Raw genomic sequence first — 12,977 nt, 5'->3', positions numbered from 1 at the left:
GCCCCCATCGTTTTGCCCCATCACTTCGACGTCCAAATCAGCAACTCCGGTTCCCCCAACACCGTCTGCACTTCCGTGCTCGCCGGGCGAAAGAAATTACCGATGGCGAAGTCCAGTTTTTGATCTCCGTTGAAGTCACCTTTGACGACCGACAGATGGTCATGCATCCGCCCGGGCAATCGCGAGGGTGAGAACGAGCCGTCATCTTCTTGGGTCAGCATGACGATCGGGGACGATCCCTTGGCCACCCAGTCTTTGGAAATGTGCGACCCCAGCAGCGCGACGGCGACCACGTCGGCGTCACCATCGCCATCGAAGTCACCGGCGGTGGCATTCAGCACGCCCGGCATCAAGCAAATTTCGTGTCGCTGCATCGGCAGCGGACCATCGTTCTCGAGCCACTGGACCGAGTGAAACGGTTTGGGGCCGCGATCGAAGGAATCGCCGTTGGTGTAGAGCACGTCCAGATCACCGTCGCCATCCATGTCCACCAGCTCAATCCCGCTGGAACCATAGGCCGGATCGGGCGCCGCCCAGATCAGCTCGTTTTCAAAATGGCCTTTGCCGTCGTTGCGAAACAGTTCGACGCGTTCGTGTTCCTGGCTGATCAACGAAATGAAGTCCAGATCGCCGTCGTCGTCAAAGTCCACCAGCGGAACGTGCACGGGCCCGTGACGCGGATCGATGTCACGCGTTTCGAACACCGGTTTCCCGTCGTCACCGATTCCCTGGTTGACCAGCATGAACGTCCGCCCGCTGTTTCTCCAGCCGAACGCGGCGACCAACACATCGATGTCCCCGTCGCCGTCCAAATCCCCGGCCCGGGCGTCGGAGGTTCGGCTGAGTCCATCGATCAGCACGTGCGTACGAAACGTTTCGTCGTCCTTGGATCGCTCCAGCCACAGCACCTGTCCCAAGTCACTGTCGTTGGCGTTGAATTCACCGATATCGGCGACCAACAGATCCACCAGCCCGTCTTGATTGAGGTCGCAGGGCTCGGTGTGGACCGGCTGCAACATCGTGCCCAAACGTCGCACCTCGCCTGCCGGATCGTTGGGCCAATAGGCGTTGACGGTTCCCGTTCCGATGTCACAGTAGACCAAGGCGTGTCCGGGCTTGGATTCGAATCCCAGGTCGATCCAATTGACATTCGTGACGCCGGCCGGGCGAACGCGTTGTCGCAGCACAGCGGTCTTGACGTGCGTCGGGGCCGCAGCGGGATAATTCAACGTTTCGGGCACCGGCATCCCCAAATTTTTGGGGGCCTGCATTTTAAAGTACCGCCGCACGTCGGCTTCATCGGGAACGTCCAAGTCGGTGCGTCCGGACGTTCGATACAAATCGAATCCCTGGATGATCTCCATTTCCCATTCGTCTTCCGGTGAACTGGTCGGCCGGGGCATGGCGTGGCAATCACCACAAAACGCCTCGACCTTGGGGCCGAATCGACTCAGAAACGCGACATCTTTGGCGGACAGCTGGCCCGATGAGGTGGCATCCGCCGCAGACACTTCGACCGCCGCGGTCGGATCATCGTCTTTTTTCGCACAACCGCCCCAAATCGGGACCAACATGACGACCAAAGCGGCGTAGAGAAACTCGGGGGACAGCCCCCCGGTGCGACCAACACGCCGTGTCGAATAATCTTTCATGTTCACGAATACGTTCGGGGAAGGAATCATTTTGGGTGAAGTCGGTTATAACAAACCACGGAGATCCACAGCACCAATGCGGAAACGAAGCAAACAGGACGTTCACTCGATGAGCCTCCCAAACGGCGCGCTGCTGGATTCACCGCTGGGTAGGCGGTCGGACACACCGGTGGACGGACTGCCTGCAGTGCCAAACATGACGTCGAACCAAGTCACCGCAATGTCGTTCTCTACGCGGCCAGTCGCACGATGGTTGCCCAAAGCCTTCAGCCGTCGTCCCGCTTCCACCCCACCACTGCGCTGTTGCAAGTCCCTGCGCTGTTGCAAGTCGCTGCGCCGTTGCCGGTCGCTGCGCCGTTGCCGGTCGCTGCGCGGGCTCGTGTTTCTGTTGTTCGTCATCTCGCTGGTTTGGGGCTGCGATCACTCTCCGCCCGCCGGAGACCCAGACGGCGATACCCCGCTGGAAACCACCGCAACGCCGGGCACCGAAACGCTTGCCAATCCGGTCGGTACGCTCAAGTTGTCGCTGCGGCGACGACAGTGGGATCGGGCTTGGGAAGCGTCACAGATCATTCTCGCTCAGGCCGGTGTCAACCGAATCGAAACGATCCAGGCAACTGATCGGGGTCTGTCGGAAATCGAGCCGGACACCTTGGTGCTGATCGCCCAGGCGGCCCATCAGAGCGGGCATCCCGATCAGGCGGCCAAATTCTTGCGCTCGGCGTGTCAATCCGAGTCGTTCGCGAATCCCAGTCGTGTCCGCCAGACGATGATCGCGATGATCGGGCTGGGGCAATACCACGACGGCTTGGATTTTTTGGAACAGGCGCTTCAGGCTCAACCCGACCAGCACGAAACCCGCCGTTGGCTGTTCGATTTCTACATCGGTGCCGATGATCGCGTTTCGGCGCTTCGACACGGGAAAACCCTGGTGCTCGCGCGGCGGTTTGACGTCGGGATGCTGAAGGATTTGAGCAATACCGAACGACGAACACTTGATGCCGACCCGTTGGACCAGATGGTCACCCGCAACCCCGACGACAAGCGACCGCTGTTGGGGGCGGCGAAGTCAAAATTCGACGAGAGTAAATTCGACGAAGCGATCAAGTTGCTCCGCGAGATCGTCGCCGATCACCCCAATCATCACCCCTCGCAAGCCTTCTTGGGTCAGGCCTTGGCCGCATCTCGGCGGTTCGAGGAACTGGAAACCTGGGCCGCCGAGCAAACCGATGGGATTCAGGACTACCCCGCGTATTGGATTGCCCTGGGCGACTGGGCTCGGGCGAACGACGACGGGCCCTCGGCGCTCCGGGCGTTTGCCCAAGCGGCCGTCTGTGGCGATCCCGAAGTCGTCCAAATCTGGGCGCGGTTGGCCACCCTGCTGCCCGAGTTTGCTGCCCAAAACCCCGACGTCAGCAAACAGATGGTCACGCTCGTCAATGATCGGGCCCAACAGTTGACGCGTTTTCACCAGTTAAAAGACCGCTTCACGCGGACCGGCGAAATCTCACGGGCGATCGCGCTGGAGATTGCCGAGTCGCTGGAAAAACTGGGGCGGCTTTGGGAGGCCGAAGCCTGGTCGGCGATCGCGACCACGTTACCCGAAGACGACTCCGTTGATGTCGCCGGATTTCGCGACGAGTTGGTCAAACGATTAAAACCGGGCACACCCTGGCGGGTCCCCGAGGCGCTGCCCGACTTTGGCGTGCTGTTTGCACGACTGCCGTTACCGAGTATCGAAAAAGTGGTTTCGACAAACGATCCGAGCGAACAAACGATCCGCCGCGACGGCGCGGTCGCCGGTGAGGCTGCCGAAAAGGCCGGCGCGGTGGTTGACTGGAAAATAGCAGACGAAGCGGTCCAGCGCGGATTGACGTTTTGGGGCCGGACGAGCGAGACCCTCGACAAGCCGGGAATCATGCTCTACCAGACGCTCGGTTGTGGCGGCGGAACGATCGATTTTGATTTGGACGGCTGGAGCGATTTGTATCTGGTGGCCGCCGGAGGAACACCGCCAGCACAAGATTCCGAAGCCAACGAACTGTACCGAAACTTGGACGGACAATTCCGGCCCGTCGGCGGAATCGCACAAACCGGCGACAAGGGATTCGGACAAGGCGTCGCGGTCGGAGATCTCAACGAAGATGGCTTTCCCGATCTGTTGGTGCTCAATTACGGCCCCAATCGTTTGTACGTTAACAACGGTGACGGAACCTTTCGGGACGCGAGTGATCAACTGCCGCCGGGCGACGCTGACGAATGGTCCTCCAGCGGCGCGATCGCGGATCTCGACCACGATGGCTTGGCGGATCTCGTGGTCGTCAACTACTGCGCCACGCTGGGCCCGGTCACGCAAGGCTGTCCGATGTCGGGCTCCACGGTGATGCGATCCTGCTCCCCGATGCTGTTTCCAGCCATGCCGGATCGTTTTTTGCGTTCCAGCGGCGATGGAACCTTTGCTGACACGACCGAAGCCTGGGGCGCGATCACGGATTCGCCCGGGCGTGGACTGGGAATCATCGTCGGTGACTTGGATGGCCGGTTCGGCAATGAAGTGTTTGTGGCCAACGACATGACCAACAATCATTACTGGAGTCGCGTGGCGGGCGAACCGACCGACAGCAAACTCGCCTTGTCCGAGTCGGCGATGCTGCGTGGGATCGGCGGCGACGACCGCGGGATTCCACAAGGTTCGATGGGGATCGCCACCGGCGACTTTGACCGAGACGGCGACGTGGATTTGTACGTCACCAATTTCGACAAAGAATACAACACGCTACACGCGCAATCCTCCTCGGGCATCTGGCAAGATCGCACCGGACCGCTGGGGCTGGTCGAGGACACACGTCCGCTGGTCGCGTTCGGCACCGAAGCGATCGATCTGGACAACAGCGGCGACGCGGAGATCGTCGTCACCAATGGTCACGTCGACCTGTTCTCACGAGGCGACGAAAAAGCGATGTATGACCAGCCGATGCAGATCTTTCAACGATCCGCGACCGGCCGGTATCGCAGCGTGTCGGTCGAAACACTGGGGCCGTACTTCCAGAACAATCACGTCGGCCGCGGTTTGTGGACGATTGACGCCAACCGCGACGGAAAAGTCGACTTCGTAGTCACGCACCAAACCGAACCGACGGCGTTGATGATCAATCGCACGGAGAACAGCGGCAACTGGATTCGACTGGACTTGAAAGGCCGCAGGTCCTCTCGCGACGCGATCGGAAGCACCATCCGCGTCGAAACCAGCCTGGGTACACACACCGGGTTCTTGGTCGCCGGTGATGGGTATCAATGCAGCAACGAACGGGTGATGCACTTCGGCCTGGGCGACCTGGACGACGCGACGGTGACCGTCTCAGTGACCTGGCCGACCGGAAAAACCGAGCGATTTACGCAGCTCCCCACACGATCGCAAACCGTGATCGTCGAATCCAATTAACCGAGTGGCGTAAGCTTCCAGCTTGCGATTCTGGAAGCTTCAGCTTCCAGCCTGCGATCCGAGTGGCGTAAGCTTCCAGCTTGCGATTCTGGAAGCTTCAGCTTCCAGAATCACCAACGCCCTCTGCATCACGGTCGGAAGCCATCACTTCCGAGCAGGCAAGTTGGAAGCTTACCCCACTGTGAGGCAAGCTACGACTCGAGTTCTTTCAGTCTTGCTTCCAGGTCATCGATTCGTTCGGTGACGGCGTCCAGTCGCGCGATCAGCTGGTCGATGACATCCTTGCTGGTGTCGGGGATCGCCGCCGACTTTGCCGCCTGCTTTTCGACACGGGCTTCCAAGTACTGGCGTTCCTCTGGCGGATAAAGCTTGTGGGCAAACGTTTGCCCACGTCCCGGAGGTGTCAACGCTTCCACCAGATCCTTGTCGGCCAACGATTTCAAAACGGTTTTGACCGAGTCGAGATCGGGCAGGCTGCACATCCGCGACGCCCGGGTACGGATCTCGCCGATCGTTTGCGGCCCGCGGAGCAGCAATTCGGTCAACACGGCGGCCTGCGGATTGTCCAAGTCCAACCAATCGTAGGCGGCGTGTCGATACTTGGTGACCCGTCCGCTGCCCTGGATTTCTCGCGCCGCGCCGACGCCCCGCAACTCGTCGAGCGCCAACAGCACGTCGTCTTCGTCGAGCTGCATTTGCGGGGAACGATTCGATTTTTGATTGCAACCGCTGATGATCGCCGCGGCGGACATCGGATAGTTATCCGGAGTCGTTTTGGCTTTCTCCACCAAGACACCCAGCACGCGGCGGGCACTGGCGGACAGGGGCACAACCGGCTTGGCATCTTCGCCGTCGTTTTCAGACATGGATCACTGGGAGGGGAAGGGGAGGGGGAAGTCAAACTCGGCACGGACGATTCATCCGCACGCCCCGGCGCCGTGGTTTCGCGACCGAGGCCTGTAGTTTAACGCCCCGAACGCCCTTCGTCAGTCGGCATCATTCGGTGCCGATTCCGCCTGCGGTCGCCCAGTAGCCGCCTCGGGAATGATCGAACCGCAGCTTGGCACCGCGAAACGATTCGTCAAATCCGTTGTCGGCATCGTAGACCTTGTGCCCGCCGACGAAGGTCGCGACCGGCCAGCCCGTCAACGTGACCGAGTCCCAGGGCGACCATTTTGATTTGGTGTGTTGCTCGGCATCGCGAATCGTCTTTTGTTTCTGCAGATCCACCAGCACCAGATCCGCATCGTATCCGTTTTCGATCCGGCCCTTGCCCACGATGCCCCAGACGCGCGCGGGCGCATCACACATCCACGACGCGACTTGATTGATGGAACATCGGCCCTGGGTGACTTGATCGAGCATCAAGGCCAAACTGTTTTCAACGGCCGGCAACCCCGAGGGGCTGTTGGGGTACCGCGCCGCTTTTTCTTCCAGCGTGTGCGGGGCGTGATCGGTCGCGATGACCTGGATCGTGTGGTCCAGCAGTGCCTCGAACAGCCGGCGATTGTCGTCGGCTGATTTGATCGAGGGATTCATTTGGATCCGAGTCCCCAGGCGGGGGTAATCGTCGACGTTGAAAAACAAGTGGTGCAGACAGACTTCGGCGGTGATGTACGGCGCGGGATCGGCCAGGATATCCAGTTCGGCGGCGGTGGAAACATGCAAGACGTGGAAGCGATGTTTGTATCGACGGGCCAAATCGGTCGCCCGCCGAGTCGCGATCACGGCGGCCTGGACATCCCGGATGCGTGAATGGTCGGCTACATCGTTGGTACCGGCCAAGCGAGCGGCATTGGCGCGAACCGTTTGCTCGTCTTCGCAGTGGGCGCAGATCGGCAGTGTCGTTTCGGCAAAGATCCGCTCCAACGCCTCTTGTTCATCAACCAACAAGTTGCCGGTGCTGCTGCCGATAAAGATTTTGATCCCCGGGACATCGGTCGCCTTGGCCAACTCGGCGGCGTTGTCGGGCGTCGCTCCGATGTAAAAGCCATAGTTGACCAATGACTTGTCCGCGCCGAGCTGCTCTTTGGCACGAACACCTTCCAGCGTCACCGCCGGCGGTTTGGTGTTGGGCATCTCCAAGAACGACGTGACCCCACCGGCGGCACAGGCATGGCTGGCCGTCGACAAATCTTCTTTGTGCGTCAGACCGGGTTCGCGGAAGTGAACCTGGTCATCGATCACGCCCGGCATCAAGTGCAATCCCGCGCAATCGACCACGTTGTCGGCCGCAGCGTCGGCGGACGCCGCCACATCCAAGATCTTGCCGTCTTCGATCAGAACGGAACTCTCGGTGACCGTGTCGGCCAGCACAACGGATGCATTTCGGAAGAGGGTGCGGGTCATCGAATCGTCCAAGGAACGCGGCGAGAGAATCGTGGGGCCTGGGTCGTTAACGGGGGACGCGGCCCGGACAACCGTCATCCCTGCTCCAATCCTATCCGTCCAAGCGTCTCTCGCGAAGTGCCCCGTCGACATTGACGGCCTGCAACCATTCCAGGCAGGAAAAAACGGGGTCGTTGCCGCGACAGACGCTGATACGGCAGCTCCGTTAACTATCCTTGACCGCAGATCGGCGGTTCCGGGGGCAGACTCGGATCGACCAAAAACTCAGTTTCGGATCATCGAGAGTGGAATAAGACGGCTTGCACTCGATCCGATGGGTGTCGATTTCCGATTCTCACAGCTGTTTCAAGTACCCCAAGCGATATGAATCCGACCCCTTCGAACTTGCGTTTGCTGAGAAGCCTGTTCCCGTGGCTCTCGTTGTTGCCCGTGCTTCTGCTGACGGCAACGGCCCCCGCTCACACCACCGGCGAAACCTATGTCTGGTTGAATGTGGAAGAGGATCGTTTCACCGGTCGCGTCGAAGTCAATTTAGACGACCTTCGCGAAAAACTGGGCATTGGAGTTCCGCCGGCTGCCGAAACTTCCCAGCCCGATCCCGAGGCGGACGCAATGCCGATCGACAACCGATTGGCAGTTCTTCAGCAAACCCGTCAACGGGTACTCGACTACATTCGCCAACACTACGAAATCTGGATCGATTCGGAACCGATCCCCATCGAGTACATCGATCTGCGGATTCTGGACCTACCGGACGGGGAAGGCAGTTATGCCCAGTACATCTACCAGACTCCTGTCGGACCGGTTCCCGACACGATCACGATTCGGAACAGTCTGTTCGTGGACGATGATTTCACCCACCGCAGCTTGGTCTGCATTGAGCGGAATCAGAAAAGCGGCCAAGCATTCGAGGGCGAATTTGCCGCAATGGTCTTCGGCTCTCACAACCCGGTCCAAGAGCTCGACTTGACCCACATCGATCTGCTCCTCCGCCCCCGAGATTTTGTTTGGCAGGGTGTGTTGCATATCTGGATCGGAATCGACCACATCCTGTTTATCGTCGCGCTGTTGTTGCCGGCGGTGTTGGTCCGCCGGGACGGCAAGTGGCATCCGGTGCCAAAGTTCCGCCAGGCATTCTGGAACATCGTGAAGATCGTCACGCTGTTCACGATCGCACACTCGATCACGCTCAGCCTGGCCGCACTCGGCGTGATTCACCTCCCTTCGCGATGGGTCGAATCGCTAATCGCCTTGTCGATCGTCTTGGTCGCGATCAATACGATCCGCCCCAAATTCAATGTCAAAACCGGGTTCATCATTTTCGGGTTCGGCCTGTTCCACGGAATGGGTTTCGCGTCGGTGATGAGCGAACTTCCGTTTCGCATGATCTACTTGGTCAAAGTGCTGATCGGCTTCAACGTCGGGGTTGAATTGGGGCAGTTGGCGATCGTCGCCGTCGTGTTCCCCATCATTTTCCTGCTAAGGACACAGAAATACTATCAGAGCGTGGTTTTGGTGGGAGGGTCCGCGGTGATCGGGCTGATCGCCAGTTACTGGTTCATTGAACGGGCGCTGGCGCTATGAACAAGCAGACGACGCTGGTGCTCGATCACCGTCAAATCGTCCAAACCATCGAACGCGTCGGGATCGATCGATTCATGTCGGTCTTGATTGATCGTCTGGAGGCGGCCTTTGCCGAATTCTCCGACGGCGAGTACGACGTTCCGGTACGCAGCGGATTTCATTACCACAAGCCCGTGACCGGCTTGGTCGAATGGATGCCGCTGCACCACAAACAACGGGCGGTCTTTCTGAAAGCCGTCGGCTACCATCCGACCAATCCCGTCGACCACAACTTGCCCACCGTCGTCGCGACGTTCAAACAGTTTGATCCCGTCACCGGACGCCTGATCGCACTGGCCGACGGCAATCTGTTGACCGCGATGCGCACCGGCGCCGCTTCCGCGGTCGCCACCCGTCATCTCGCACCACGCCGGCGAATCTCACTCGGACTGGTCGGCTGTGGTGCCCAGGCGGTGACGCAATTTCACGCCATCTCGCAAGTCACCGAAATCGACCATGTACGTGTTTTCGACATTGAATTGCAAAACGCCCATTCGTTGATCGACCGCGTTGCGCCACTGAATTCAGCAAGGTGCCAGATCGAAGTCACCTCACTCGAACAACTCTTGAAAGCATCCGACGTGATCTGCACGGCGACGTCCGTCGAAGCCGGTGAGGGGCCGGTGATCAGCGCCCCCTCACTGAAAACCGATGTCCACATCAACGCGATCGGCTCGGATTTGCCCGGCAAGACAGAACTGCCGGTTTCGTTGCTCAGAGACAGCTTTGTCTGCCCGGACTTTCCTCTCCAGGCCCGTGTCGAAGGAGAATGCCAGCAGCTGACCGAAGACCAAATCGGTCCGGCGCTGGTAGAATTGGTCGCTTCGCCAGACGCGTTCGCCGCTGCCAAGACACGACGCAGCGTGTTTGATTCCACCGGTTTCGCGCTCGAGGATTTCGTCGCGATGCAACTGATCACTGACTATGCAAGCGACTTTGGCGTTGGAACCCACCTCGAAATCGAAGGCCAAGTCAGCGACCCGTTCAATCCCTACGAAGATCTGAAACGATCCGCGTTCATCAATACCATCGAATGATTCCAAGTCGCAGCTATGAATTTTGATTGGACCGACGATCAACTCGCCTATCGCGATCGGATGCAAGCGTTCGCGCTGGAGCATCTGAGCGACGATGTGATCGACAGAGACGAACGGAGCGAGTTCGCCGAAGACCTTTGGCAACGGGCGGCCGAGTTTGGCATCCTGGGTCTGTACATCCCGACCCAATTTGGCGGAAAAGCTTCGGCCGATATTCAAACCGCGATGCTGGCCATGGAAGCGCTCGGCTACGGATGCAGCGACGGCGGCTTGCTGCTGGCGCTGAACGCACAGATGTGGGCCGTTCAGCTTCCGATTTTGCACTTCGGCAGCGAGTTTCAAAAAGAACGCTTTCTGCCAAGACTCTGCGACGGTACTTGGAAAGGGGCGCATGGGATCACCGAACCGAGTACCGGTAGCGACGTCTTTCATCTGCAAACGACGGCGGAGAAAGTCGACGGCGGCTACGTGCTCAACGGCAGCAAGTGCATGGTCACGCTCGCACCGATCTGCGACGTGGCGCTCGTCGTGGCAAGCACGAATCCGGCAAAGGGCAAGTGGGGGCTGTCCACGTTCTTGGTCGAGGCGGAACAGGAGGGATTCCGCCGCGGCGCGAATCATCTAAAAATGGGCCTTCGGACCGTCCCGATCGGCGAACTGCATCTGAACAACTGCTTTGTGCCCGAATCACATCGACTCGGCAAGGAAGGTGGCGGCTTCGCCACGTTCAATCATTCGCTCGAATTCGAACGCTGCTGTATCTTGGCCAGCCAAGTCGGCGCCATGCAGCGTCAATTAGAAACGTGCGTCCGGTACGCCAAAGAGCGTTCCCAATTCGGCCAGCCGATTGGAAAATTCCAGTCGGTCTCCAATCGCATCGCGGACATGAAAGTTCGCTTGGAAACGTCAAAGCTGATGCTCTACAAGGTCGCGTGGCTCAAGAGCCAGGGGAAATCGGCGATGATGGACGCCGCCATCTTGAAACTGTACCTGAGTGAATGCTACGCACAGTCCAGCGAAGACGCGGTGCGGATCCATGGCGGCCGAGGCTATTTGTGCGAAAATGGGATCGATCGAGATTGGCGTGACGCCATCGGCGGCGTCTTGTACGCCGGCACGTCGGACATCCAACGCAACATCATTGCGGGACTGCTTGGAGTTTGACGATGGTGGATCTGCTACACGACAATCTAACACGTTCGGCGTTGAAAACCCCCGACCAGGTGGCGTTTCACTGCGGCAACAACTCCGTCACGTACGCCGAACTGGACGACCGTTCGGCTCGGCTCGCGACCGTTCTCCGTGATCGGGGCGTGCGCCCCGGTGACCGTGTCGCGGTGCGTCTTCCTGCCGGCGTTGAATCGCCGATCAGTGTGTATGGGGTGATGAAAGCCGGCGCGGCCATGGTACCGGTAGATCCCTCGGCGCCGCCGTCTCGGCTGTGCAGCATCCTGCGGAGTGGTCGTATCCGTCATCTCATCACGACGAAGCTGGCCGATTCGGCACTGGACGAACTCGATCGCTGTGCCACACCACTCCAACACGTGATCGGCGTTGAAGGTACGGATTGGCCGACCCTCGCATTCACCCCCTGGTCGGCCCTCGATGCGGTTGACCCCATCGATCCGATTCCGTTGGACCGGACGCAACCTGCCTACGTGATCTTTACCTCCGGTTCGACCGGGACACCCAAGGGGATTGTGCACTCGCATTACAGCGGCAACAGTTACGCCCGTCTGTCGGTCAAGACCTATGGCGTCACAGGCGACGACCGAGTCGCAAATCTGTCGCCGCTGCACTTTGACATGTCAACGTTCGGTTACTATTCGGCGGTGATGGCGGGAGCGACGACGGTGCTGATCCCACCCTCCTACAGCATGTTGCCGGCCAGTCTCTCCTCGCTGATCGAATCGCAACGAATCACGATCTGGTATTCGGTGCCCTTCGCACTGGTCCAATTGCTTCAGCGAGGCGTTCCCGAACAACGTGATCTGTCCAGTCTCCGGTGGATCCTGTACGGCGGTGAACCGCTCGCCCCGCGGCACGCACAGCAGTTGCGACGCGTGCTGCCCGATGCGTGGATCAGCAACGTCTACGGCCCCGCGGAAGTGAATCAGTGCACCTACTTTCACATCGCGCCGACGTCTCAGGGCGGACCGAAGGAACTTTCCGAACGGCCGATTCCCATCGGAACGCTCTGGGAACAGACCGAGGGATTGATTCTCGATCCGTTGGATCAGGTGGTCCAGGAAAAGGGAGTCGGCGAATTGCTCGTTCATTCCTCCACCATGATGACCCGGTACTGGCATCTGGGGTGTGACGACCCGGTCACGTTCTACTTTGATTTAAACAGCGGGAAACGTTTCTATCGGACGGGTGATCTGGTACGACGCGGGGACGACGGCGAATTGGAATTCTTGGGCAGGATCGATCGTCAGGTCAAAGTCCGAGGCTACCGGATCGAACTCGACGAGGTCGAACATGCGATTGCCCAACATCCCGCGGTCGTCGAAGCCGCCGCCTTCTGCGTCTCGGCGAATGAAACCGGTCGCCTGCTCGCCGCGGTGACGTTGCAGGATTCGAGTCCATCCGAAACCAGTGATCTAAAAAAGCAATTGGCAGAACAGCTGCCGCCTTATGCGGTCCCAGAGCACCTCTTCGTCCGAGACACGTTTCCGCGGACGACCAGTGGAAAGATCGACCGTTTGAAATTGACACTGGAATACAACGCGTTCCCCGATTCGACCACCGACCGCGGCGTGACGTCGGATCCCGCCGGCGGATCGGCTGTCCCCAGACAACGACCGCGATGACGTGATGGCAATGCTTTTCCTTCGCTCCTTCATTACCGCACCACCAAAGCCACGATGACCG

The 12,977-nt window shown here is 59.4% G+C and carries 8 protein-coding genes; 5 read left to right on the top strand and 3 right to left on the bottom strand.

The features are described 5' to 3' along the window. Window positions 1-20: 20 nt before the first annotated feature. Window positions 21-1,652, bottom strand: a complete 1,632-nt coding sequence (locus NZK35_RS10820) for an FG-GAP repeat domain-containing protein (RefSeq protein WP_259632548.1) — start codon at window positions 1,650-1,652, stop codon at window positions 21-23. 379 nt (window positions 1,653-2,031) lie between these two features. Between NZK35_RS10820 and NZK35_RS10815 the strand changes: the two genes are divergently transcribed. Further along, window positions 2,032-5,094 carry an FG-GAP-like repeat-containing protein gene (locus tag NZK35_RS10815; protein ID WP_259632547.1) on the top strand — a complete coding sequence of 1,021 codons (3,063 nt, stop codon included), beginning with the start codon at window positions 2,032-2,034 and terminating at the stop codon, window positions 5,092-5,094. 191 nt (window positions 5,095-5,285) lie between these two features. Here the strand turns inward: NZK35_RS10815 and NZK35_RS10810 are convergent, their stop codons facing one another. Both NZK35_RS10810 and NZK35_RS10805 read right to left on the bottom strand, forming a co-directional pair. Then, complete coding sequence (locus NZK35_RS10810) at window positions 5,286-5,960, bottom strand: YceH family protein (protein WP_259632546.1); 675 nt, start codon at window positions 5,958-5,960, stop codon at window positions 5,286-5,288. 130 nt (window positions 5,961-6,090) lie between these two features. Continuing rightward, entirely contained in the window at window positions 6,091-7,443 is a 1,353-nt protein-coding gene (locus NZK35_RS10805) for a dihydroorotase (protein ID WP_259632545.1), read from the bottom strand. A 363-nt stretch (window positions 7,444-7,806) separates the two neighbouring features. Between NZK35_RS10805 and NZK35_RS10800 the strand changes: the two genes are divergently transcribed. From NZK35_RS10800 to NZK35_RS10785, 4 genes are read left to right on the top strand one after another with little or no spacing between them, the layout of a single operon-like run. Further along, window positions 7,807-9,027 (top strand): HupE/UreJ family protein, encoded by a 1,221-nt coding sequence (locus NZK35_RS10800; RefSeq protein WP_259632544.1) that lies wholly within the window; start codon window positions 7,807-7,809, stop codon window positions 9,025-9,027. Continuing rightward, window positions 9,024-10,103: an ornithine cyclodeaminase family protein gene (locus NZK35_RS10795; RefSeq protein WP_259632543.1), complete on the top strand. Its 1,080-nt coding sequence runs from the start codon at window positions 9,024-9,026 to the stop codon at window positions 10,101-10,103. Before NZK35_RS10800 ends, NZK35_RS10795 begins: the two co-directional genes overlap by 4 nt. Before the next feature lie 15 nt (window positions 10,104-10,118). After that, window positions 10,119-11,267 carry an acyl-CoA dehydrogenase family protein gene (locus tag NZK35_RS10790; protein WP_259632542.1) on the top strand — a complete coding sequence of 383 codons (1,149 nt, stop codon included), beginning with the start codon at window positions 10,119-10,121 and terminating at the stop codon, window positions 11,265-11,267. Between the two features lie 2 nt (window positions 11,268-11,269). Then, window positions 11,270-12,916 carry an amino acid adenylation domain-containing protein gene (locus tag NZK35_RS10785; RefSeq protein WP_259632541.1) on the top strand — a complete coding sequence of 549 codons (1,647 nt, stop codon included), beginning with the start codon at window positions 11,270-11,272 and terminating at the stop codon, window positions 12,914-12,916. Window positions 12,917-12,977 lie beyond the last annotated feature (61 nt).

This window comes from Stieleria sedimenti, assembly GCF_025060895.1.
In the GTDB taxonomy this organism is placed as follows: domain Bacteria; phylum Planctomycetota; class Planctomycetia; order Pirellulales; family Pirellulaceae; genus Stieleria; species Stieleria sedimenti.
This window is presented reverse-complemented; position numbering and strand designations above follow the sequence as displayed.